The 25,586-nt window shown below is 31.6% G+C and carries 22 protein-coding genes; 3 read left to right on the top strand and 19 right to left on the bottom strand.

The window, feature by feature from the left end; translation table 11 throughout:
• Nucleotides 1-345 precede the first annotated feature (345 nt).
• On the bottom strand, nt 346-723 hold the full coding sequence (locus QO200_RS16830) for a hypothetical protein (protein ID WP_371542459.1): 378 nt from the start codon (nt 721-723) through the stop codon (nt 346-348).
• A 288-nt stretch (nt 724-1,011) separates the two neighbouring features.
• On the opposite strand from QO200_RS16830, the gene QO200_RS16825 reads away from it, so the two are divergent.
• Both QO200_RS16825 and QO200_RS16820 read left to right on the top strand, forming a co-directional pair.
• On the top strand, nt 1,012-4,575 hold the full coding sequence (locus QO200_RS16825) for a PAS domain S-box protein (protein WP_371542456.1): 3,564 nt from the start codon (nt 1,012-1,014) through the stop codon (nt 4,573-4,575).
• A gap of 209 nt (nt 4,576-4,784) precedes the next feature.
• Entirely contained in the window at nt 4,785-5,150 is a 366-nt protein-coding gene (locus QO200_RS16820) for a response regulator (protein ID WP_371542452.1), read from the top strand.
• A gap of 195 nt (nt 5,151-5,345) precedes the next feature.
• On the opposite strand, the gene QO200_RS16815 is transcribed toward QO200_RS16820, so the two are convergent.
• Nucleotides 5,346-6,104 carry a response regulator gene (locus QO200_RS16815; RefSeq protein ID WP_371542449.1) on the bottom strand — a complete coding sequence of 253 codons (759 nt, stop codon included), beginning with the start codon at nt 6,102-6,104 and terminating at the stop codon, nt 5,346-5,348.
• Nucleotides 6,105-6,675: 571 nt separating this feature from the next.
• Between QO200_RS16815 and QO200_RS16810 the strand changes: the two genes are divergently transcribed.
• Entirely contained in the window at nt 6,676-7,800 is a 1,125-nt protein-coding gene (locus tag QO200_RS16810; RefSeq protein ID WP_371542446.1) for a response regulator, read from the top strand.
• A 333-nt stretch (nt 7,801-8,133) separates the two neighbouring features.
• On the opposite strand, the gene glmS is transcribed toward QO200_RS16810, so the two are convergent.
• From glmS to QO200_RS16725, 17 genes are all read right to left on the bottom strand, one after another.
• Nucleotides 8,134-9,984, bottom strand: a complete 1,851-nt coding sequence (glmS, locus tag QO200_RS16805) for a glutamine--fructose-6-phosphate transaminase (isomerizing) (RefSeq protein ID WP_371542443.1) — start codon at nt 9,982-9,984, stop codon at nt 8,134-8,136.
• 18 nt (nt 9,985-10,002) lie between these two features.
• Nucleotides 10,003-10,674, bottom strand: a complete 672-nt coding sequence (locus QO200_RS16800) for a sugar transferase (protein WP_371542441.1) — start codon at nt 10,672-10,674, stop codon at nt 10,003-10,005.
• A 4-nt stretch (nt 10,675-10,678) separates the two neighbouring features.
• Entirely contained in the window at nt 10,679-11,884 is a 1,206-nt protein-coding gene (locus QO200_RS16795; protein WP_371542462.1) for a polysaccharide biosynthesis protein, read from the bottom strand.
• A gap of 17 nt (nt 11,885-11,901) precedes the next feature.
• Nucleotides 11,902-13,053 (bottom strand): LegC family aminotransferase, encoded by a 1,152-nt coding sequence (locus QO200_RS16790; RefSeq protein ID WP_371542440.1) that lies wholly within the window; start codon nt 13,051-13,053, stop codon nt 11,902-11,904.
• 55 nt (nt 13,054-13,108) lie between these two features.
• On the bottom strand, nt 13,109-13,864 hold the full coding sequence (locus tag QO200_RS16785; protein ID WP_371542437.1) for an ElyC/SanA/YdcF family protein: 756 nt from the start codon (nt 13,862-13,864) through the stop codon (nt 13,109-13,111).
• Between the two features lie 33 nt (nt 13,865-13,897).
• Entirely contained in the window at nt 13,898-14,623 is a 726-nt protein-coding gene (locus QO200_RS16780) for a sugar transferase (protein ID WP_371542434.1), read from the bottom strand.
• A 150-nt stretch (nt 14,624-14,773) separates the two neighbouring features.
• Nucleotides 14,774-15,421: an acetyltransferase gene (locus QO200_RS16775; RefSeq protein WP_371542431.1), complete on the bottom strand. Its 648-nt coding sequence runs from the start codon at nt 15,419-15,421 to the stop codon at nt 14,774-14,776.
• A 156-nt stretch (nt 15,422-15,577) separates the two neighbouring features.
• Entirely contained in the window at nt 15,578-16,204 is a 627-nt protein-coding gene (locus QO200_RS16770) for an MBL fold metallo-hydrolase (RefSeq protein ID WP_371542429.1), read from the bottom strand.
• Between the two features lie 55 nt (nt 16,205-16,259).
• Nucleotides 16,260-17,021 carry an SDR family NAD(P)-dependent oxidoreductase gene (locus QO200_RS16765; protein WP_371542426.1) on the bottom strand — a complete coding sequence of 254 codons (762 nt, stop codon included), beginning with the start codon at nt 17,019-17,021 and terminating at the stop codon, nt 16,260-16,262.
• Entirely contained in the window at nt 17,021-18,079 is a 1,059-nt protein-coding gene (locus QO200_RS16760) for a 3-oxoacyl-ACP synthase III family protein (RefSeq protein ID WP_371542423.1), read from the bottom strand. Before QO200_RS16760 ends, QO200_RS16765 begins: the two co-directional genes overlap by 1 nt.
• A gap of 11 nt (nt 18,080-18,090) precedes the next feature.
• Complete coding sequence (locus QO200_RS16755) at nt 18,091-18,321, bottom strand: acyl carrier protein (protein ID WP_371542420.1); 231 nt, start codon at nt 18,319-18,321, stop codon at nt 18,091-18,093.
• A gap of 134 nt (nt 18,322-18,455) precedes the next feature.
• The gene (locus QO200_RS16750) at nt 18,456-19,574 is read right to left on the bottom strand and encodes a glycosyltransferase family 4 protein (protein WP_371542417.1); all 1,119 of its coding nucleotides are present in this window, start codon (nt 19,572-19,574) and stop codon (nt 18,456-18,458) included.
• A 4-nt stretch (nt 19,575-19,578) separates the two neighbouring features.
• On the bottom strand, nt 19,579-20,745 hold the full coding sequence (locus QO200_RS16745; RefSeq protein WP_371542415.1) for a glycosyltransferase family 4 protein: 1,167 nt from the start codon (nt 20,743-20,745) through the stop codon (nt 19,579-19,581).
• Nucleotides 20,746-21,023: 278 nt separating this feature from the next.
• Entirely contained in the window at nt 21,024-22,166 is a 1,143-nt protein-coding gene (locus QO200_RS16740; RefSeq protein ID WP_371542412.1) for a glycosyltransferase, read from the bottom strand.
• Entirely contained in the window at nt 22,159-23,289 is a 1,131-nt protein-coding gene (locus tag QO200_RS16735; protein ID WP_371542411.1) for a polysaccharide (de)acetylase, read from the bottom strand. The genes QO200_RS16740 and QO200_RS16735 overlap by 8 nt, the downstream gene beginning before the upstream one ends.
• A gap of 1 nt (nt 23,290) precedes the next feature.
• Nucleotides 23,291-24,406 carry a polysaccharide (de)acetylase gene (locus QO200_RS16730; RefSeq protein WP_371542408.1) on the bottom strand — a complete coding sequence of 372 codons (1,116 nt, stop codon included), beginning with the start codon at nt 24,404-24,406 and terminating at the stop codon, nt 23,291-23,293.
• 12 nt (nt 24,407-24,418) lie between these two features.
• A complete protein-coding gene (locus tag QO200_RS16725; protein WP_371542406.1) occupies nt 24,419-25,579 on the bottom strand; it encodes a glycosyltransferase in 1,161 nt (386 codons plus the stop codon).
• Nucleotides 25,580-25,586 lie beyond the last annotated feature (7 nt).

Below are 25,586 nucleotides of genomic sequence, written 5' to 3'. Positions count from 1 at the left end.
TAGGGTGGTCAGTTTACTCCGGAACTGGTGGTCAATTTGCACTGGAATTGGGTGGTCAATTTGACCGGTTTTTCCAGTTTGATTGTTTTTCATGTTTTTAATTGTTAAAAGTACATAAGATGAATAAAAAGGGTAGGAGTTTAAATTTTGCCGATTCGGATAATATGATAGTAACTGCTAGAGCTTCACCGAGGCTTTCGTCTTCACTTACTGACATAACTATAGAAGTATCATATCCTACTGCATATATGGTTTTTATGAGAAATTTGCAGCTAGATTTTTTAATTACTCTGATTGATAGAAGGACGCTAACCCAGCTTTATCATTAAATAATACTACTTTTTATTAACAGTTAGTACTTATTTTAACTTTTAGATAGTTCAAATCAATGGTGTTGATTAAGACTGAATGTGAATATTTTTTTACAAAAAGAGAACTCGAAATTGCAATCATACACATTGCGTTGGCCGAAAAAGGTAAAGTGGAAATAATTTCTGTGAATGTGTTTAAAAAGAAATAGAATATTAAAATAAAAATCACTAATAAATAATTAAAAAACAACACTCTACATTTGGTTATTCTAACGTTAGTAATCTTATTCAAATCAATTGTTGTGGTACTGTTTTTTACTGTAATTAGTAGCGTTTTTTCGGTCAATGAAAAATTTTCATTATTCTTCTCGATTTCTATAAGTTTGTTGTAGATTAAATTAAAGGTATTCATAGAGTATAACTTTAAGCATCTTGTATATACAGCTAGTAGCCTTTGATATCCTACAAAAAAGACCTTTAATTTATCGTTAAAATAAATTACACTAAGCTGTATAACAAGAAATTCCCCAAATCTTGTGTCAAAAATATAAAATGAATTTCGTTTTTGTGTTGATTGTACCTATTAGTTAAAATAATAAACCTATAATTTTTTTTTAAGCTTATGATTAAGATGTTTATTATGTAAACAAAAGTTATCTTGCCGCAATATACTATTTACTAAAAAATAAAATCAATTTAAATGAATACTGCATTTTCAAATAAAAATAATTTAGCAAATTCTATTGATTTAACTTTATTAGGATTAAATAATGATTTTGATAGGATGTTATTATTTGTGTCAGAAATGTGCGATATTGAAAATGCTTTTATTACACTAGCAGGCATTGAAGGGCATTCTATAAAATCTAAAATTGGTTTAGATTCTTTAACTAATCCAATTGATATTATTTGTTTTCAGCAGCTTGTTGATGGTAATGAATTTTTAATAGTGTCAGATCTTCCAAATGATTTAAAATTTCAATCAATTGATTTCAATAATTCCTTTAATTTTTTTGCTGGATTTCCTATAAAAGTGCCAGGAAGTTTAGTTCCAGGAACAGTATGTATTTTACATAAAGAGGCAAAACAACTTTCTTCAATTGAATTAAAAACGATAAACCAGACCATCTTTCAAATAGAATCCTTACTGCAGTTGCATCTTGAAAATCAAAGGTTACAGGACATGTTGCATCAAAAGGGAAATAATTTTGATTTGCTTATCAAAAATTCATTGGAGGTTTTTTATCAATTTGATTTAGAAGGAAATGTCATTTATGTATCGAAAAACTGGAACAGTTCAATTGGTTATTCGAATGATGATATTTTGGGAAGTAGTTATAATAAATTTATCCATCCAGACGACCTTGACTCCTGTTCGGAGTTTTTAAATATGGTGCGACAAAAAAAAAATGAGATAAATGAGCATGCATACAGAATCAGGCATAAGGATGGTCATTATATGTGGTTTTCTTGCAAGATAGATTTACTAGTAAATAGTAAAGGCACCTTCTTTATTGGCGCCTCAAGAGATATAACGGAATATGTAGAAAGTCAAAATAAACTAGTTCAGCAAAAACAATTTTACGAAAAAATTATAAATGGAATCCCTTCTCAAGTAACGGTATTGGATAATGATTTTAGGTATGTGTATGTAAATCCTAGTTCTATTATAAATGAAGAACTACGAAAATTTATTGTTGGAAAAAACGACTTCGAATATGCAAAAAAAACGAATCGAGAAGATACATTTGCAATAAATCGAACGATTAAGTATGAAGAAGCAATATTGACAAAACAACCAACACTATGGGAAGAAGTAATCTATAACAAGCTTGGGGAAAAAACCTTTCATAGTCGAAAAATAGTCCCTTTGTTTCATAAAGATGGAACATTTGATGTGTTAATTGGTTTTGCAGTAGATATTACCGAAAGTAAAAATGCTCAATTGGAATTACTTAAAAGTAAACAACTAACCAGTAATATTATTAAGAATGCTGGATTTGGAATTATGGTTCAAGGGGCACAATCGGAAATATTGGAAAACAATGATGCTGCTTGTCAAATGTTGGGCCTTACGCAAGACCAATTGCAGGGTAAAACTTCCTTCGATAAAGACTGGCGTGTAATACACTTGGATGGGACCGATTTTATATCTGAGGATCATCCAGTTCCACAAGCTATTAAACTATTAAAACCATTATATAATATTATTATGGGGGTTCATCGTCCTATGACGAATGATTTGGTTTGGTTGTTGGTCAATGCAATACCTGTATTTGGAGATAATAAGGAATTGATTTATATAATATGTTCCTTTAATGATATAACGTCGCTAAAAGCGGCAGAAGATGCTTTAAAAATAAGTGTCGAAAGATTTGAGCATGCCAGTAAAGCTACCTCAGATGCTATGTGGGACTGGGACCTTCTAACTGGAAAAGTCTTTTTTGGAGGAACAGGCCCTACTTTATTTGGACACAAATTTGAGGATAGTACTTTACATATTTCAGAAAGTATTGAATTTGTGCATCCTGAAGATATAGATTATGTAGCTTATAATATTGAAAAGGCCTTTGGCGAAGGAGCGACTACATGGTCTGATGAGTACCGCTATTTAAAATCTGACAACACTTATGCTTGGGTAAAAGATAAAGCAGTAATTCTAAGAGATGTTAATGGTAAAGCCATTCGTGCGATTGGTGCGCAGCAAGACATCACTTACGAAAAAAAGCTGAAACACGAATTAACACAAAGTGAAGAGCAGTTCAAAGGAGCATTTGTTAATTCACCAGTTGGTATAGCTATTGTTGGACTAAAAGGCGGTTGGTTGGTAGTAAACAACCAAATGGAAGAAATATTTGGATATACAGAAGAAGAATTTAAAGTGCGAACATTTTCAGATCTTATACATCCGGATGAGGTAGAGATAGATCAGGCTAATTTAGAATTACTAACATCAGGATTTATATCTACTTTAAGTAGAGAAAAAAAATACATTCATAAAAATGGAAGTAGTATTTGGATACATTTATCTGTTTCACTAATAAAAAATAGTTGTGGGGAATTAATCCACTTTATTTGCCACTTTATCGATATTACTATAAAAAAAGAATTAGGACAAGCAAATAAGTTATTAGTAGAAGAAAATAATAAAATAAAGATTATGCAGCTGGACGAAGCTAAAAATAGGTACCGTGTTCTAGCAGATAACATGGTTGACTTGGTCTGCTCACACAGTCTGGATGGTAAATTTCAATATGTTTCACCATCGATAAATTATATACTAGGCTACGTTCCTGAAGATTTAGTTGGATTATCTCCTGATTATTTTGTACACCCTGAAGATTTAGTAAGATTACAAAGAAGCATAGTGAATTTTATAGCAGGAAAACAAGATACGGCAGTGGAAGTTCGATTTATAAATAAAAAAGGGCTGTATATTTGGTGTGAAATTAAAGCCAATTTGGTAATAGAAGATTCTGGGGCTAATAGTTTCCATTCTGCTACTAGGGATATTACAGCTAGAAAAGTTGCAGAAGCAAAAGTGGAAATTGCAATGCAAAAAGAACGAGAATTGAACGATTTAAAGTCAAACTTAGTTTCTACCATTTCACACGAATTCAGGACTCCTATGACGACCATACGAGCAAGTGCTGAGTTAATCGAAATCTACCTTGCGAGTCAGAAAATAGAAAACAAGACACTTTTAGAAAAGAGAATAAATACTATTTTAGGGGAAATTGATCGTCTTGTTGAATTAATGGATACCGTTCTAGTTATTTCGAAAGATGACTTAGGGAAAACTAATTATCACCCTATCAGGTTTGATTTAAAGCAAATTTGTTTTGATGTTTTTGAATTATGTGATGTTAATCAAAAAAAAGGAATAAATATAACAACCTCATTTATAGGTGATAATTTCGATGTTTTTGCTGATCAAAAACTTATGGAATATAGTCTCATTAATTTATTGAATAATGCTTTTAAATATTCTAAAGGGTCTGTAAATGTGGTTTTTAATCTGTTTGAATTAGAATCTTCAATTACTGTAGAAATTATTGACTTTGGTATTGGAATTCCTGAAGAAGACCAACGTAAATTATTTAATACTTTTTTTAGAGCTAGTAATACAAATGGCATCCCAGGAACAGGTTTGGGGCTTTATATAGTTAAAATTTTTACAGAAAGAAACTCAGGTTTAATAACGTTAGAAAGTAAGTTGGGAAAAGGTACTAAAATCACCTTACAATTTCCGAAGCTGAAATAAAAAAAATCTTTTCTTTAAAAAAGGTAATAAATGGTACACCTTTTGTTTAATGAATTTTAGAAAATGCAGTTTCTTTAAAATGAAAATAAAACATATCGCTTTTTATAGGCTAAACAAATATTAAAATTTATTACCTAAATAAGTTGTTTTGAAGTTTAAATTTTATAATTTAGATATTTTTTTTTATTAAATTGTAATAAATACTTACAATGGCTAAAATTCTGATTATTGAAGACGATATGGAAATAAGAACATTAGTTTCTGAATTCCTTTTGATACTGGGGCACGAAATTGTTGAAGCAATTGACGGAGTAGATGGATTAGAAAAGGTCCAAAATGAAGAGCCAGAATTAATTTTCTGTGACTTAATGATGCCAAAACTTGACGGATATGGTTTTCTCGAGCAACATAAGTGTTCAGATTATGCACATATTCCGGTAATATTAATGACGGCAATGATAAATCTGGATTACGAGTTAATTAACACGGAGTTTAATGTAAAAGGATATGTTCGCAAGCCATTTACCTTTGAAGAACTCAAGCAGGTTATAGAGTCTAATATTTTTTCAGTGTAATACCTTAATGACTGTTTATTTTTAAACAGTGAAATCTAGTGATTGATGCAACCTTATGCTGATTGCTTAAAATTTAATTGAAAGAATGTAGCCTTAAATTATAAAAATAAGCCATGATTTATTTGCAAAATAGGATTTAATTAAATAGTTTTTTTTTATTTTTAAATCTCAAAAATAAATTAAAAAAGCATTCTTTTAAACTTTTAATGATTTGATGTATTCTCGAGGAGACATTTCAGTATATGATCTGAAACTTGTAGAAAAATAAGAGAAGGAATTAAAACCTGTTTCATCGGCTAGAAACTGAATATTCTTTTCACCCAGATTAATAAGTTTTATAGCATATTCTAGCTTAAACTCTCGTACGTATTGAGTTGTGTTTTTATTAGTATGTTTTCTTATTTTTTTGTCAATTGTTGATTTACTCATGAAAAGTGCTGTTGATAATTCAGTAGTGTAAACTTTTGACTTCATGGTTTTTACAAGGACATCATTTAAGGATGTAATAAAATCTTTTTCAGATAATTTTATTGTCACTTTGGAAAATGGGTCAGGGGATAATTTTTTGATGATATTTTGTTTGAAAGCTAATATGTTTTTGATTTTTAATATTAGTTCTTTTGTCTTAAAAGGTTTCGTTATATAATCATTGACACCATTCTCTAATTGTCTATATTTTACCACCTCATCAATGTTAGCTGTAATTATGATAAAAGGAATAGAGTCTAGTTTAATTTCACGCTGAATTTTTAAAAACAACTCTTCTCCATTCATATTGGGCATCATAAAATCGCTAATAATAATATCACAGGTTTTGTTTTTAAAATAAAGGACTGCTTCTGCTCCATCTTTAAACCATTTCACTTCAAAACTATTTAAATTTAATATCTCTGCAATAGAAGCACCCAATGCTAAGTCATCTTCAATTAATACTATTTTTTTTTTTAATTTCATAGTACGAATTTAATCATTATAATTTTAAATTATAGCTATTTTTTTTTAATTATATCGTACTAACTAAGTTAGTTAGATTTGAAATAAATACTTTTAAGTAAGTAAAAATTATATTACAATATATCGCTTAATTATCTTTATAAAACGTGGGAAATTTAAAGTTCAATACTATGCTCTAATCGGGCTTCTTTTGATGTTATAAGCAACCTTTTATTTTGAAATTTTTACAATTTTAACGGATAAACTTATTGTAAATTTTAAAATAGAGAGTCGTTTTTGAGATAAACTGTAATAGAATAAGCAAATGTATAGGGCACCTCAAATTATAATATATATTATAATTTCATCTTACATTTTTTTTTAGATTATTTAGACAGGAGAGATAAGATATGCTCGGGTATTTACTTATCATTACTAGTGAGATGAAGGATCTTTACCAAGTTAATCTCATGGTAGAAATGTCTCATAAAATGCAGCAATGGTATAGGTCATGTAAAGAGCCTTTTTTTGAATATAAATATATTAATGGGTTAGTATATTTACTATGAGATAAAAAAACTCAAACGAATATATGGAAAAGGTTCTAGTAAAAAGGGAGCTAAAAATAAAAATAACATTACATGTAATTATGATTAAAAATAAAATTCTTCTAATTGATGATGACTTGACACTTAGAGAAACGATACATGAAGTTTTTTCTATTAAGAATTATGATGTTGTCTCTGTGTCTAATGGACAAGAAGCATTGGATTTATTAGATAATTGGATACCGGATTTAATAATTTGTGATATAATGATGCCTGTAATGGACGGGTTCTTGTTTCATGAAACAGTAAAAGAGGTCAAATCTTTGTCTGCTGTTCCCTTTATCTTTTTAACGGCAAAAAAGGAATATAATTTAATGCGAAAGTGCTTGCTTATGGGGGCAGATGATTTCTTGAATAAACCTTTTGTTATTAGTGTTTTAATAAATCTTGTAGAAACAAAAATTGATAGATTTAAAAAAATAAGAACAAATTATAATAATTTATACGTTGGTGAAAAAAAATATTTAGTGCATGAAATCAATACTGCTCTTAATGGTATTTTACCAATTATCAATATTTTAAGAGACGACCGACGTGATTTTAATAAAGAGAAAATTAATGAATTGCATGATATTATTAAATTATCTGGTGATCGGTTAAATAGAACGATGAGCAACTTATTTCTATATCAGAATTTTATTGATAATGAACTTGAATTTTTAGAAAATTCAGAAAGTAAAATAGTAAAATCAATTTCTAAAGTGAAAGTGGAAATTCAGAGATTATATGAAGATTCGGAGGAAAGGATTGTTTTTAAAATTAAAGAAGCTGATATAAAAATTAGTCAAAAATATTTAGATTTTATCCTTTTTGAATTGATTGAAAATGCACTAAAATTCTCTTTTAGAAGTACTGTTGTGGTTACAGGGGTGCCGTTTGTAGATAGATATTATAAGGTGGTAATACAAGACTCCGGAATTGGATTTAGTGAAGATGAATTAAAAAAAATTGATGCTGGGAAACAATTTAATCGTGAAATAAGAGAACAGCAAGGATTGGGACTAGGTCTTTTTCTGAGTAAGACAATCCTAAAAAAATCAAAAGGAGTTTTTAGCATCACTTCTACAGAAAATAAGGGTACAGAAATCACATTGTTTTTTCCTATGTAGAGTAAAAATAGTAGCTATCATTATTTTGGTAGTAATGTGATAATATATATATTCAGTTTTTGGTATAGCCTTGAAAATTTAAATAAAAAAAGCAGTCATAATTGAAATTATGACTGCTTTTTTTTTGAGACTTTAAGTTGATATAAGGTTTCAAAATTTGATTATTAGTTCCATATTCGATCTAAATCTGGGTAGTTTAATTTTAGTCTAGCTAAAGTAATAAACGGCATTAATTTTTAATAATAGTCCAGCTTTATTAGGAGAAAGATTAAGGCGGCAAGACCGCCTTATTTATAAACCTATATTCTAGTATTGCGGTTAGTATATTAATATTTATTCTACTGTAACTGATTTTGCTAAATTTCGAGGCTGGTCTACATTGCATCCTCTCATAACAGCAATATGGTATGACAATAATTGTAATGGTATTGTTGTTAACAGAGGAGTAAAGGCATCTAAAGTTTCTGGTATTTCAATAAAATGATCGGCAAGCTCTTTTACTTGAGTATCGCCTTTGGATACTACCGCAATAATTTTTCCACTTCTTGACTTAATTTCTTGAATATTACTAACCACTTTATCGTAGTGACCTTGTTTAGGCGCTATAACAACAACGGGCATTTTTTCATCAATCAGTGCAATTGGACCATGTTTCATTTCGGCTGCTGGATACCCTTCTGCATGGATATAGGATATCTCTTTTAATTTTAATGCTCCCTCTAAGGCTACGGGGAAGTTATAACCTCTTCCAAGATACAAGCAATTGGGCACCTCTTTGTAAATAGCAGCAATCTCTTTGGCTATTACCTCACTTAGTGCCAATGTTTCGGTTACCTTTTCCGGAATTAATTCTAATTCTCGCAAATGTCTATGGAAGTCTGTGTTAGACATTGTTCCTTTAGCCTTTGCCAAACGAAGTGCAATCATTGTTAAAACAGTTATTTGTGTCGTAAATGCTTTTGTAGAGGCAACTCCAATTTCTGGTCCAGCATGTGTATAAGCTCCAGCGTGCGTTTCTCGTGAAATCGATGATCCAACAACATTACAAACTCCAAATACAAATGCGCCATTTTCCTTAGCTAACTTAATTGCGGCCAATGTATCCGCTGTTTCACCAGATTGAGAAATAGCAATTACGACATCTTTATTCGTTATAATTGGATTTCTGTATCTAAATTCGGAAGCATATTCAACTTCAACTGAAATTCTAGCAAATTCTTCTATAATATATTCCGCTACTAATCCCGCGTGCCATGAAGTTCCACAGGCAATAATTAAAATTCTCTTCGCATTGAGAAATTTTTCAAGATTATCTTCAATTCCTGCCATTTGGATAATTCCATTGTTGGCATGAAGTCTTCCTCTGTAAGTATCTTTGATTACATTTGGTTGTTCATATATTTCTTTTAGCATAAAGTGATCATAACCCCCTTTTTCTATTTGTTCCAAATTCATTTGTAATTCCTGTATGTAGGGATCTACTAATGAATCGTCTTTTATTTTTCTAATTTTCAAAGGTTTATGCAAACGAACAATAGCCATTTCTTCATCTTCTAAATAAATTGCATTTGAAGTGTATTCTAGAAATGGTGATGCATCAGACGCTATAAAAAATTCACCTTCACCGACTCCAATTGCAAGAGGACTTCCTAATCGTGCTACAATAATCTCATTTGGTTTTTTTTTATCAAATACACAAATGGCATAAGCTCCCACAACTTGATTTAAAGCAACTTGAACTGCCTTGCCTAATTTTAATTTATCCTTTTTCTGAACATCTTCAATAAGATTAATCAAAACTTCAGAATCAGTATCTGATGAAAAAACATATCCTCTGTTAATTAATTCTTTCTTTAATGGTGCATAATTCTCAATAATTCCGTTGTGAATAATGGTTAATTCGCCTGAATTAGAAACATGTGGATGCGAATTTAAATCGTTTGGAACTCCGTGTGTCGCCCAACGGGTGTGCCCCATTCCAATAGTACCGTTAAATGTAATTTCATCCGAAGATTTTGCTTCTAAATTGGCAACTTTGCCTTTGGTTTTCGAAACTTTTAAGTCTGTTCCATCATAAAGTAGTATTCCTGCACTATCATAGCCTCTGTATTCTAAACGTTTTAATCCTTTTATAATAATAGGATAAGCTTCTCTATATCCAATATATCCAACAATTCCACACATATTTTTATTTTTTAGTAATTAAAATTTTCTTTTTGGTAGTGTTTTAAATGTTTTGTAAACCAGATGACTATCAGAATTAAGAATAACCCATGCTGTAACTAGCATTATTTTTAAGTCAACAAGAAAGCTATGATGAGACAGATACCAAATTTCTAAATCGCCTTTGAAAGGATATATTTTGTTAGCGTAAAAATCCCAAATATCTTCTCCTCTAGTTTTCGCATCTGTTATTAATTCTTCTTCATCTCTAAAAACTATAGAACCAATGCCTGTAAGACCAGGTTTAACATTGTATATTTCTTTTTGAATCTGTATAGAATAAGTTTTAAAGCTCACATCCATTAAAGGGCGTGGTCCAACAAAGCTCATGTCTCCTAGGAAAATATTAAATAGCTGTGGTAATTCATTGATCTTACTTTTTCGTAAAAATCCGCCCATTGGCGTAATTCTAGGGTCTTTTTTTGTTGTAAGAACTCCTCCAGTCATATTTGGACTGTTTTTCAACATCGTTGCAAATTTGAGAATAGCGAAATTTTTATTTTTAAAACCAACTCGCTCCTGTTTATAAAAAATATAACCTTCTCCAGTTAGTCTTAAACCAATAATTATCGGTATTAATAAGGGAGAAAAAATAACTATTAAAAGGGATGAAAGGGCAATGTCGCACGAACGTTTGAATATTAAATACATACTTCTACATTTTTTGGTCTAAACTCTTACCTGTTTCAATATGCTCAAAATCAGGTAGGTATTTTTTTAAGTTTTCTACTATAGTTTGTTTGTCATAATTGCCTGAATTCATAAGTTGCTGCAAATCATTTAAACACATTTCAATTTCTTCGACAGGAAGTTTTCGAGCATTTTTTATCACTCCCAAACTTTCAAATTGAAGTAAATTAACTTCATCAGCATCGGTGAAAAATTCTTCATATAGTTTTTCTCCTGATGTATCTGAACTAAAGAAATACACTGGGTACGGATCGGATTCTGTTAATGATAGCGACTTTTCTCGTGCTTCTTGATCAGAATTACATAGTTCTATTTCACGATTGGATGCTTTGAAAAAATCCTGGGTTATAGTTTTGAAATACACTTGTTCTTCTTCTTCCAATTTTGGAAAAAAGATTTCTCCACTTTGACCTAACATACAAGCAAGCATACAGATTTGACCGCTTTCTTCGGGTGATACAAAAAATCGTTTGATGTCGGCAGGGCAGGAGATAGGTTGTTTTTTAAACAAACGTTCTATGTAACCGGCCAATAAGGAACCGTTTGAAAAGGCGACATTTGCAAAACGAGCAGTTGTAATTTGTATCTCTGAACTGTAAGCCATAATTACTTCTTCCATTAATTTTTTTGAAGCCCCCATAACATTTACAGGATTGGCAGCCTTGTCAGTAGACACACAGAAAAAATGTTCTGGTTTATGTTTTAGTAATAAATCTAAAAAGGCTTTTGCTTTAAAAACATTATTTTCAATCATTGCTTCAATCGAAAATTGATCTTTTTCACTACGCACATGTTTGTGTGCTGCAAAATTTGCAACAATGTGAAATGGACTGTGTGTTAGAAACATTTTTTCGAAAACGGGATCACCAAAACTCATCGGATAGGTAATATATTCTTCAGGAACAAACTGATTTGAAGCACTTCTTAAATCCCGTGTTAATTCCGTTAATCCATTTTCATTGGTGTCTACAACAACTAATTTTGCTGGTTTGAAAGCCAAAACCGCTTTAATGTAGGAAGAACCAATTGTACCAGCACCTCCAATAACAAGGACATTTTTTCCTTTAATTTTTTCAGTTAATTGCTGGCTATATTTTTCAATATCTGGAGCGAATAAGCTTGTTGTTCTTTTGGTAATGTATTCTTTAATAAATTCTGGAATGTCTATGATGTTCATTTTTATAAAATTTAGAGTGTTGCATAAAATGCTTTAATCGTTTTTACTACCGTTGCCATTTCTGTTGGTGTGATTCCTGCAGAACTGGGAATACTGATAGAGCTTTGATAAACTTGATTAGAATGGTCATCGATAGAAACGTAAATGTCTTCTTTGAACATTTCTAATTGATTCATCGGTACCCAAAAAGGACGCGATTGCACTCCGTTGTCGTTGAGGTAGGCTAAAAGTTCCCTCATGTGTTTCGTTTTAAAAGTAAATAACCAGCAATTGGCTTCCACTTCAGGAGAAACATATTGAAATTCTATATCACCAACTGCCGAAAGCTGAGAACGGTAATGGCTGTCCATTCTCTTTTTATTGTCTAGAAGTGTTGGAAATTCTTCCATTTGGGCAACGCCAATTGCTGCTAAAACATTTACTAATCTATAATTATATCCTATTTCATCATGAAGGTATTCCATCGCACTAGCTTTTGCTTGCGTTGTTAAATGTTTTGCTTTTTTGGCAAGTTCTTCATCGTCTGTAACAATTACACCACCACCACCGGTAGAGATAATTTTGTTACCGTTGAAACTAAAAACGCCAAATTTCCCAAAACTTCCAGCATGTTTTCCTTGGAATAATGTTCCAAGAGCCTCTGTGCTGTCTTCAATGATGTCAAGGTGAAAAGTAGTGGCAATTTCTTGTAAACGATTCATATCACCAATGTTTCCTAGAACGTGAACAGGCATAATTGCTTTAATACGTTTGTTAGTAGATTTATGAAATGAATACGATATACCCTCTACTTCTTTTTCAATTGTATTGTCCCTTAAATAAGCATCTAAAAGATCCAAATCCATTTGCCAACTTTTGGGATCTACATCAATTAAGATAGGTGTCGCTCCAGTGTATTTGATTGCATTTAATGTGGCAATAAAAGTGATGTTGGGCGCAATAACATGGTCGTCAGTTGTTACACCAGAAAGAATTTGAGCGATGTGTAAGCCAACGGTTCCATTCATACAAGCTATTCCGTATTTAGCTCCAGCATAATCTGCTACTTGTTGTTCAAATAGATTGACGTAGGAACCAGCAGAGGAAATCCAGCCGGTATCTAGGCAATCTTTTACGTATTTCCACTCGTTTCCGTTTAGGAAAGGCACTGATAATGGGATCATAAATTGTGAATTGAAAATTGTGAATTGAAAGTGTACTTTGTTTTTTGTACTAAAACTAGTTAGTAGGATATAGTGTCTTAGGTTTTTTAAACCATTTATAATACAACTGTTTGACCACCGTAGTTTGATAACTGTTCAATAAATCGATAGAGGCAAAAGATGGAAATGTTATACCACAGTGTCTAGAGCCATCCTCTTTATATAAATAGTCAGTAGGTGCGGGTATTACTTTAATACCTTGATCAGAAAATATTTCAACAGCTCTAGGCATATGTAAGGCACTTGTAACTAGAATTAGGTTTTTATTGGTGCCAAATTTGTACTTGAAGGCTATGGCTTCCTCCAAAGTGGAGGTGGGCGTTTCTAACATTAAGATGTTTTGTCTTTTTACCCCAAGTGAAACTGCTGCTTCTTTACTTATCTCTGCCTGACTGATTCGTACCCCTTTCATAGCTGCCGAGGTAACCAAAATGACATGAGGCAAATTATTGTATATTCTTATTCCTTCTACCAAGCGAGCAAGTGTAGTGGAGCTCAAATTCATAGAGGGTGGTAATCTATTGTCTGCAGACGCACCTGCACCTAGCACGTATACATAATAGGACTTGGTAGTGTCCAGTTTATGCAAAGCAATAGGATTATATGTTTTTTCTATAGAATTAATTAATTTTCTGGGTACATAGCTTGTAGAACAAACTAAAAGGAGTATAATTCCTATTGTACTGTAAACTGCAAACATTTTAAAGTTTTTGTTTTTTAATAGGCCCACATTGATAAGTAGTAAGTTATGATGCCAATAAATATTTGACATATTTTTTAATGGTAGTAGTTGATTATTTTGACTTTATAAATTCTTAATACCTGCAACAGTTAATGAAGTTGGCTTTATTGGTAGATTTTTTAATATTTTGTACACTAATTGAGTTCTTGGATTGACCAATGACCAAAATGTTAAAAAAAGTATTTTGAGGTCTGTTATTACAGAGCTGTTGTTATGATACCATAGTTCAAGCGCTCCTTTGTGCGGAAAAATGTAAATTTTGTAATATTTTTTAGGATCTTTTCCTTGCTGCTTATATAGTGTCACCAATAACTCTTCATCCCTAAAAACTAAAGAACCAAGTCCTGTGATTCCAGGTCTGTTTTTATAAATAACTCTTTGTACTTCTGGTGTATATTTTTCAAAACTTTTTGAAAGTAATGGCCTTGGACCTACTAGGGACATATCTCCTTTGATTACGTTTAAGATTTGCGGCAATTCATTAATTTTAGTCATTCTTAAAAACTGCCCCACCTTTGTGATTCTGGGGTCATTTCTTACCGTTAGGGTTTTATTGCCCACGTTTGCACTGTTTTTAAGCATTGTAGCAAATTTGTAAATATAAAAAGGCTTTTGGTCAAGCCCCATGCGCTCTTGCAGGTAGAAAATCTCGCCCTCGCCCGTAAATCTAAGGATAAGTATAATAATCAAAAATAGTGGAGAAATTACTATTATTCCTATTAGTGATAATAGTAAATCAAATGCTCTTTTTAAGATAAAATAGAGACTATTCGTTACCGTTTTTTTCATAAATTTTAGAATAAATCAGACTTGTTGTCAATCAAGGTAGTTTGTTTGACTTCTATTGACGTTGATGAATATTTGAAGTTAGGGAGGGTGAAAAAAAAAATTAAATGGTTTACTATTTTTAATTTCTTTTCGTTTGTGTATTTAAAAGTTTTACTGTCTAATAGTAAGCTTTTCTTTATACCTAAAGAATACCGTTTCACCGCTATTTACTTTACTGGTGATAGTCATACCTGCCATTATTTTATTATTATTTTCAATTTCAATTTCAGGGAGTAAACAACTGTTGGTGCCTAAAAAATTTAAATTTCCAATTTTTGCATATCCACCTAGTACTACTTGAGGACTTAGGAAATTACTATCACCGATCATAGTATCATGGCCTATTGTGCATCTAGAATTAATAACATTAAAAGAGCCAATTTTTGCTTTTGGCCCTACAGAAACATTGTGAGATATGATAGTACCTTCCCCAATTTCTGCAGAATTTGAAATTAGTGCGGTTGGGTGTATGATTCCTGTGAATTTTGCGTTTTTAGATCTAAATTCTTCCAAAACCTTATTTCTAATAGAAATATTTCCTATCCCAAGTAGATAATAAGCTTCAAAATCAATTAGATGATCATCTATATTTCCTATAAATTCATATTTGTAATTATAATGTAGATAATGAGTATTAATATTATCAATCATGCCCTTTATATTGAATTGCTTTATGTTAGAATGTTTATTTATATATTCGATATAATCAACAAGTTCCGAGGCATGGGAGCCACAACCAATAATAATTATGTTTTTCATCTTACTGTGTTTGTTTTTTTGAAAATAAAATTTGTCATTAGCAAAAAAAGTAGTGTTTACTTTTTATGCGAATATTTTACTTTAGAATGGAGATTGGTTTTTACTAAATAGTTTTAACTACAAATGGTCTTGGTCTTTTAACAATGACTTAAAAAATTATAGATAAAAGTTCCAATTTATTTTAGTAGCCTCAAAAGATTTTCCATGTCCTGGATAGATAACATCATGTTCTCTAGTATTCTGCTGTATTTTTATAATGCTCTTTTGTGCATCTGCTTTATTACCACTTTTTAATTTGGTAATTACAGCTGTTTCTGGAATTAAGGAATCGCCTGAAAAAATAGCTTGCTCAATTTTGAAGGTTAGGCTTCCTTCATTGTGGCCAGGAGTTTCCAATGCTGTAAGTTTAACATTGATAAATAGGTCAATAGAATCTTCTTCAGTGAGAATTTTTATATTGTTTCCCTTATAAGTAACGGGAGTATTATGATAAAAAGATAAATTCACCTTACTGTCTTGTAATGCTTCCTTTGTATATTTCGAACAAAAAATGGTACAGTCAGGGAATTGATTTACGATTTCATTGATTCCGCAAATATGATCATAATGTGCATGAGTCAAAAAAACACCTTTTATGTAGTGATTTTTTTCCAATACATCCATTACACCATCATAGTTTCCTATATCAACTAAGTAACAGGCACTTTCACTGGTGCTGCTTTTTATAATATAGGTATTGGCCTTAAAATGTTCGTTTGTTACTGCTTGGATTTTTATAAGCATTTGATGTAGTGGAGAGACTATTGCTTTCGCTTTTAAAAGGTTGATTTAATATTTTTTATCTTGCTGTATAGCCACCGTCAACTACTAAATTAGTTCCTGTGATCCATCGTGAGCCATCACTAACTAAAAAAGCACAGGCATTTGCTACATCTTCGGGTTTTCCTATTCCAAGAGGATGAGAAATTTTTATTTTGTCATACGCTTCCTCATCTTGTGAATAAACAGCATTTGCACTCATTGGCGTTTCGATTACTCCTGGTAATACGCAATTCACTCTAACTTTTTTATTGGCCAATTCCAGCGCTAATGATTTTGCTCCTGCCACAAGTGCACCCTTTGTTAAACTATAGGTGGTTTTTCCTAATTCACCAACTATTCCCATAACAGAAGAAATAAATACAATACTCATTCCTTGTGGATTGGCAAACTTTGCTTTTGTTAACAACTTGGTAATGTTTATTGCTGCAAAAACATTGGTCTCAAAAAAGGGTTGTAGTTTTTGTGGCGTAATGTTGCGTAGGGGTAAAGTAGTAGAAATTCCTGCTGCGTGAATGATGCCGTCAATTTTCAGATTTCTAATTAATTCTTCTAGACGAGTCGTAGTATTGTCATAGTCAGTAATGTCAGTTGCCAGTACCAAATAATCCATATTACTTAAAAGGAGAGCTGTTTTTTCTAACCGTTCTTGCGAACGTCCGATGAGAATTACGAATGCTCCTAAAGCATTTGCCGTAATCGCGCATTGTTGACCAATACCTGATGAAGCACCAGTAATTACGAGCTTTTTTCCCGAAAGACTAAAAGGGTTATTGTTCATTAGATTTCTACTATATTACTGATTTTACAATCTACTAAGTTGACTTGAGCGGTAGCCCAAGACATTCCTACTCCAAAACCGCATAACATTAGCTTTTTTGGACCTTGCAATTGATTTTGTAGTTGACTCACGATAGTTAGTGGAATTGATACTGATGAGGTATTCCCAAACTCAGCTATGCTTGAAGGTACTTTTTCTTCGTCTAATTTTAATTTCTTTGCCAAGTAATTGTTCATATAATCGTTGGCCTGATGAAAGATATTAAAATCAATAGATTCATTCGTATTATTGGATTGTTCCAAAACCGATTTAAAGTTTTTGGGAATTTCTTTCAAAACAAAATTAAATACATCGGCACCATTCATATAGCCGTGCTCGTCGGTTCTAATATTTCCATACTCATCCACTACTTTTTCTGTAGTTGTTTCTGCCGATGATGGATTGCGATAGCCGCCTGCGTCCATTTTTATTAAATCGGATTTTGATCCATCAGAATTTAAAGAGAAAAAACTTTTGCCGAATTTTTCATTCTGTTCGATGATCGCAGCAACACCACCATCTCCAAAAAGAAATGCTGTTTTCCTGTCTTTTGGTGAATATACTTTAGATCGGGTTTCGCCATCCAACAATAATGCTTTTCGAAAGCCACCACTTTGCATTAATCCATAAACAATAGAAAGACCGTAAATAAAAGCAGAGCAACCTAAACTAATATCAAAAGCGGCGGTATGCTTCGCTAAACCCAAACGATGTTGTAAAATAATAGATGTTGCAGGCATGCGATAATCGGGAGTTTGCGATACAAAAACTAGCAAATCAATCTCGTCTTTGTTTATTTGTAAGTCGCTGATTAATTGTTCTGCTGCTGCAAAACATAAATCAGATGCGCACATTCCTTCTGGAGCAAATCGTCGTTCTTTAATCCCTACTTTGTCCACAATAGCTTCAACATCTTCTTCTGGAAAGAATTCGGTGTAGGCATAGTTATCAATAGTGTTTTTTGGTACTGCTGCTGCTATTCCTGAAATACCTATGTTTTTAAAAGATAGTGTTGCCATTTGATAGTAATTTAAGAGTTTATTCTTTTTTGAATTTCGGTAAAAAGATCACCTAAGGTAGTTAGGTGTTTGAATGACTCCTCTTCAATGACTGTGTCGTACACATCGTCGATTTCAGCAATCAAAGAAAGTCTTGTTAAGGAGTCCCATTCGTCATAATCTCGAAAGGTATCTTTCATTGCTATAGTTTTATCTTCTAATTCAAATACTTCTGAAATCATTTCTAAAAATTTGGTTTCCATGTTTTTATTATATTTTGTTGTTGTTAAGTAAATGTTTTACGGTGTTAGGGTAGATTATTTAAAATAAAACTTCACTTTTATTTTAGATAAAGTAGTTAAATAAGCTTAGAGATACCTTAAAACTATAATTTTCTTTATAGAAATTTTTGATAAATTATAGCCATCTCCTTAAGTGAATTGGTAATTTCAAATTTATGGGAAACAGCAAATGCCTTTTTACCCATTTTTTCTCTCAATTCTGGATTATCGTATAAATGCTTAAGATAATTAATAAATTCTTTTTTATTTTCTTGTTCAAATAAATAGCCGTTTTCCCCTGAATGTACGATTTCTTTATGGCCTCTATCTTTTGTAGCTATGATTGGTAAACCACACATCATTTCTTCGATTAAATTGAGTCCAAGACCTTCTTGTTTACTTGAGGAAATTCCTAAATCCGACATTTTAAAGAGTTCATCTACATCATTTCTAAAACCCATAAAGTGAACTATGGATTCTAATTTTTTTTCTTTTACCATAAGTTTCATCTTATCTTCCAATATACCTCTACCACAAAATAATATTTTAAGGTTCGGAAGTTCTTTTTTATGATTAGCTATCGCTTCAATTAAAAATTGATGATTCTTTCTGCTAATAAACTCAGCTGCGTAAATGGCTATAAATTCTTGTTGACTAAAGCCTTTTTCTTTTCTAAGTTTATTTTTCTCCTCCTTGCTTACTACATTAAATCTTTTTTTATCTACACCTATACCTGGAATCAAAAAATAGTTTGTTTTTTTATTTCCTTTTTTACTGATACGCTCATAATCTTCCTTATTAATTGTAATGATTGCGTCTGCATATACACTTGTAAAAATTTCTATAGGATAATAGGTCAGCCAGTTTAATAGAGAAGCTCCATTATAAAAATGGAAACCATGAGCTGTATATAATACTTTCGTTCCTTTTTTTCTAGCTTCTTTGGCAGCAAGTCTAGTTACGATGCTTGCCATTGGTGTATGACAATGAACCAAACTATATTGTTCACGGTCAATTATTTCTTTTAAAATTTTGAAGGATTTAATATGTCCGATAGAAAATGGACTTCTTACGAAGGGAACCGTCCATTTTTTGTCTGTAAACGGAACCTCTTCATCTCCATCGCAAGCTATATGGACTTCATAGCCTTGTTCTTTAAACCATTTTAAGTAGGGCAAATGGAATCGCAATAAATGTTTGGCTATGGAGGCGGTAAAAAGAACTTTTTTATTCATTACTTTATAATAGATTATAATCTTTTTTAAACTCGTTGTAAAATTGTTCTCTTTTGTTATTTAATGTTTCTGTTTTGAACGTTGCTGCTTTTAAAAAATTTTCTCTTGCCCATTTCTCTAAAGTGATTTTGTTTAGTTGTTTCAGAAATTCTACAATTTCGGAAACATTCCCCGCCTCAAATAGCGAGTTTTTATTAATTAATTCGGGCATTCCAGCGATATTAGATCCTAAAATAGGACAAGCTCTGCTCATGGCTTCAATAACTGCCCTTGGTAATCCTTCTTGTTTGCTAGGTTGTATATATAAATCTATCGTATCCAAAAAATCAAAAACTTGCTCTTGTTTTAATGGTCCTATTATTTCCACTAAATCACCTACATGACATTGCTCAATAATTTTATTCAGTCTACTTGCATCTCCTTGACCTACAATTTTATAGTGAAAGAGAATGTTTTGTTTCTTTAAAATTGCAATAGCTTGTATAACATCGGCTTGTCCTTTGTAAGGAACATCAATTGCTGCTACCGTTCCAATCGTTACTAGTTTTGGAAGAGTTGCAATTTTTAGAATCCTTTTATTGAGAATTGAAACATCAAGGTTGTTTACTATAACATCAGAGCACCCTATAGATTTTCCTTTAGTAGGATATCTACTTTGCAGAAATTTATCCGTTACATAAATGGTATGTGAAGCTTTTTGTAATATGGCTTGGTAATCTTTCATTTTTTGGCTAGCGATTAATCTACCTCGCCAATCGTAATTCCACAGAGCGTCATAGACGCAAGCTACCTTTTCTATAAGGACAGGTTTATTGATGCTGCTAGCATACTCAAATGCAATTGCTCCAATAGCGCTTGGTAAGCGTAAAATAATTACATCGTGTTCATCAATTGCTTTTTTAATAATAGCCGTTGCTTCACTTTTCTTAAAATAAGCTTTTATGGACTTGAAATTTGGAACCTCAATAAATGAAAATGCAGGATGCTTGATGATAGAGAAATTTTGCCCTTCTTTTTCACTTACTACGGAACTTCTCATCAAGAAATTCACACAATTTCCAAAGTAAGCGTAGCGCTCTATTAGCGTATCGTTATAATGTACGCCATAGAAAATGGATTTATCATCATTGGTATAAATAGGGCCATCATGAACAAATAAAACTTTTTTCATTTTTGTCATTTTTAATATTTTTTAAGAACTCTACAAACTGAATTTCACTATCGATGTTTTTCATATCAAATTCCTAATATGAATATGTTGTAGAGGTCTTATGTTACGACTCGACTTTTTATAATTTAGTTTGTAAGACTTAGGAGTTGACTAGACAATCTTGTCTATCTCTGGCAAAAAAGAAAATTAATGGAAAGAAAAGGAGACGCTTCATCTCTTGAGTATAAAATCTTTACTTTTGTATTATTAAAATAAAACAATCAAAAACCCTTATAAATTTACTGATTAAGTATTTTATTATAAGCTTCTAGTACTAGTTTATCATCAAAAAGTTCGGCCCTTTCAAGAGACTGAAGTTCATAATATACAACTAGATTTGGATCAGAAAGATATTTTATCATGTTTTCGGCAAGGCTTTGATCACTTTGATCCGCCATTAACCCGTATTGACCATTTTCAACAATTTCTCTGCAACCACTACAATTTGTCACTAAAGTAGCTTTACCTAGTATCATTGCTTCACAAAGGACGGTAGGAAGTGCTTCGGAAACAGAACTCATAATGAAAACATCCGCTTTTTTTAATAAAGGATATGGATTGCTAACAAATCCTAAAAAATCGATATTTTCTTTTAAATTATTTTCTTTTACAAGTGATTCTAAATTGTTCTTTTCTGCACCACTACCAAGAATTGATACTTTAAAATTAAAACCTTTTTCTTTAACAATTTTTGAGGCCCTGATTAATCTATCAAAACCTTTTACTGTTAATAAGCTTCCCAATGCAACAAATTCAAATATGCTGTGTTTTGAATATGTTTCTGATTCAGCCTTTATTAAAACAGATTCTGTATCAATAATATTATAAATGACTTCCATTTTAGGATATGTACCAAAAACTTCGATGAATTCTTCTTTTGCATCATTTGAAACAAAATATATTCCGTCTAAGCGTCCATATCGCTCCTCTTTTAATTTTTGGACATATTTTGTGTTTTCATAGAACTTAGCAAAGTTTCGATTTGTCTTGTACGAACTATGAACCCAAGTGCACCTTTTCTTTAACCCTTTTATAAAAAAAAGTAAATCAGTAAAATTTCCATCCAAAAATGAAATTCCCAAATCATATTGACCTCGAATTTTATTTTCGGTAGTTTTTCTTAGAAGATAATTAAAACCTGTTTTCTTCTGCAACCATGCTAAAGTTCGTACCAGCATCTTGTTATGATGCAAGAAAATACATTTTACTTCATTAGGAACATTTTCTAGATAGACTCCATCTTTTAGCACGACTAACAAGTCAATTTCAAACTTAGTATAATCTAATTTTTGCAATAGATTAATTAATGTTCTTTCGGCTCCGCCGCCTGTTAATGATGGGATTATGAAAATAATTTTTCTCTTTGTCGTAGTATTATCCATTGCTCATTTCATTAAGTACTTGATCAGATGATCTAAATTCGATATCTGGCCAACGTTTAATAATTTCCTTTAATAATTGCCCCAAATTTTTAAGGTTTTTGGTTCTATTTTCTTCGTGAATTGAACCGATGAAATTTAATCTGTGAATTCCAATGATAGCTGGCTTATTCCATCTAAAAGCAATGTTAATTCTTTGCAAACAATCAGAAACCCAATCTATTTTTGGTTCTAATGAGGGTTCAAAAAAGGCGTTACGAATGAGATATTGTTGTCCAAATTTATTTCTTTGCCCTAAATAGTGCTTTTTATAAAGGTAACTATGTGTATTTTTATTTAATACAGGAATTACTTGATTGGCCATTCCTTGCAAATAAAGAACGCCAAAATTTGCTAATACTTCTTCTATGGATTCATCCCATATATAACAATTTGCTATGAATGACTTTGAATCAAAACCAAAATAATTTTTGAAATGTGCTAAAGCTTCCCTGACTACAAGTTTTTTATTCTCCTTTTCTGTTAAGGAAAAATAATCAAGACCTTCCATATAATTAAATTTCAATCTGCTAGGCTGCGAACTGATACTTATCATTTGATTGTCGAATGCTTTTCTAACAAGTTTATCACCTTTTTGTAAGCTAAGCATCCACTGATCCACATTTAAATGCTCCCTCCCGTGACATTGAAACTTTAATAATCCTTCGTCTTGACCAGAATTCCAAGCAGTTTCTACTCCTTGGCAATGTGAATATTTTAGCCATGTTGTTGTAAAAGGCTCCCAAAAATAAGATTCAAAATTATGTTGTTTTATTTTCTCAAAATCAGGATTTCCCATAACTGCATTAGCTGTAATAATAGGATGATTATTATTTTTGTCTCTTACACTTTTAAGAATATCAAACAAGGCATTAAAATCATCTGTGCTTGCAAGGCTATCGTATTTTAAATAAGGGTCTGCTTCGGGTGTTAAATTCTCTTTTTTGATTTTGTCAAAAACTTTGCGAGATGGCATGCGAATACTTCCCCAATCATCACTTTCAAAGACAATAATCTTTTTATTTGACCTTGGTCCAGGAACATTTAGTAAATTTCTTCGTAAATTTTTATTTAGATTTTCAAACATTTTATTTTCTGCTTTTTGTTATCACATCTCCTAAATCCGAAGAAGTCATAAATTCAACGTTTGGCCAATGAGTTTGTATCTGAGTCAATAAAGTTGTTAAGGCTGCTAAACTGTTAGTACGATTATTTTCTACTATGCCTCCAATAAAATTTACTCGATGTGAACTAATTACTGCGGGCTTTCCCCATTTAAAAGCATTTTCAATATCATTCATACAACTGCTAACCCAATCTTTGCCTGGAGCACTTGGTTCAAAAAAACAATTGCGTGTAATATAAAGTTGTCCACTAGCGTTTTTTTGACCTAAATAATGTAGTCGCTTTTTTTGTATTCCTTGCCCTTGAGGTTCGGACTGTATTTTTGAAGTTGACATGTACTTGATACCACTTAGTGCCGCCGTCATTTCTAATTTATTATTAAATGGCCCGTTTGGAGGGACAAAGAAGTCTGCTTTATAGCCATGGATTTGCTCAAACATTTCTAAGCCTTTTTGTATAACCGTTTTTTGGTCGACTACATCAGAAGGCAGTTCCAGATCAAAAGCCGCTTGATAGTCAATATTGAATTTATTTTTATTTTCAAAACCCCAACAATTGAGTTTAAAGGCTTCCATTGTACTTGATTCTTTGGCTCTCAGTTGTCGCATCCAGACTAGTACATTCAAGTGTTCACGACCATGAAATTGTGGAACAAAAAGGTTCTGTGCTTTACCTTCTTGCCACATTTTGAAAGTATTTTTATGTCCGTACCTTTCTAATGTGGTATTAAAAGGTTCGTAAAAATACTTTTCAAAATTAGCTTCCTTAATTTTATCAAAGTCAGGATTTGCAACAACACTCACAGCCGTAAACACAGGATATTTTCCGTTTATATCCTTAAATTGTGTTAGGGTTTTATAAAGTGCTTCAAAATCTGTTTCATTAGCAAGTGTATCGTACTTAGTGTATCGTTGACGTTCTTGATCGCCCATGGAAACATATTTAGTTTCGAGTGTTTCTCTAACAAAATTAGAGGGCATCCGGATGCTTCCCCAATCATCAGATTCGATGATTACAATTTTTCTATTGGTTCGCCAACCAGGGATATTAGAAAGGTTTTTTAGTATGGATTTTAGCATTATTATTGATTACTATTTTAAACTATTAAAAACTTGTTCCCATTTTTTATACGTTTCCTCATAAGAAAATCTATTTACATTTTCATATCCGTTCAGTGCCATTTGTGATAGTTTTTCAGGATTATTAATCAGTGCAGTTGTAGTTTGAACGTATTCATTGCTATTGAATGGAAGCACAAGCATTCCGTTTTCATTATGAGTAACAATGTCTTGAGCAGCAGCATAGGAATTAAATAAAACAGGGACACAGCCATAACTTTGAGCTTCTACCAATACATTTCCAAAACCTTCAAAAGCTGAGGTCATATGGAATATTTTAGCTTTCTTATAGTATTCATTGGGATTATCTTTGCCAAAGAAAGTAACTCTGTTTAAATTATTCTCTTTACAATACTTCTCCATAAATAGCTGATCTTCACCTTCACCAACTACCCAGAATTTCCAATCAGGTAATGTTTGATGTAGTTTTTTCCAAATTTTGAGTAGTAAGTCCACCCTCTTTTGTAAAATATTAAGCCTACCCACAAATAAGATTATATTTTCTTTCTCTATTTGAGTAATATTTAATGTAGGTTTTTCAAAAGGATTACTAATGCTATGTATTTTGCGATTATATTTCTCTACACTGGGGGCTAAAAAATAAAGTTCTGGTTTAAATTCTTTAGAAAGCATTACAAACGCATCTGTATTTTTTATAATGTAATTAAGATCATAACGTTGTTTAACAATGTGATATCCCAAAAGGATTTTCTGTACGATTACAATATTTAAAAAAACCAGTTTTTTATTATTTAAAAACGATTCTATAAACTGTTTGTAATTGGTGTAAAAATTTAATGGGTTTATCCGAAGAGTATTTATGATTTTTATACCGTCGTTGCTACTATGGATTAAATTTTTCGTCAATTTTAATGAATACCCAGCTTGATTAATTATAATCGAAATTTTTCTTTTTTCTAGTAATTTTTTTAATTCAGAGTTTCTTTTTTTTAAATCTATTGAAATAATTGGAATTTGATTCCACAATTGTATTTCTGAAGATGGGTAGATTGAAGAGATAACAATTACATTGTGACCTTCATCTTTAAAAATTTTTGCCAGTTTTGATGTACTCCTTTGTACCCCACCTGCATCAGGGTCAAAAGATTGTTCTAAGAATAAAGCTATGTTCATATAGTTT

The sequence above is a fragment of the Flavobacterium sp. Arc3 genome (genome assembly GCF_041431375.1).
Taxonomy (GTDB): domain Bacteria; phylum Bacteroidota; class Bacteroidia; order Flavobacteriales; family Flavobacteriaceae; genus Flavobacterium.
Note: the sequence above shows the minus strand (reverse complement) of the source record. Positions and strands in the feature narration are given on the sequence as shown.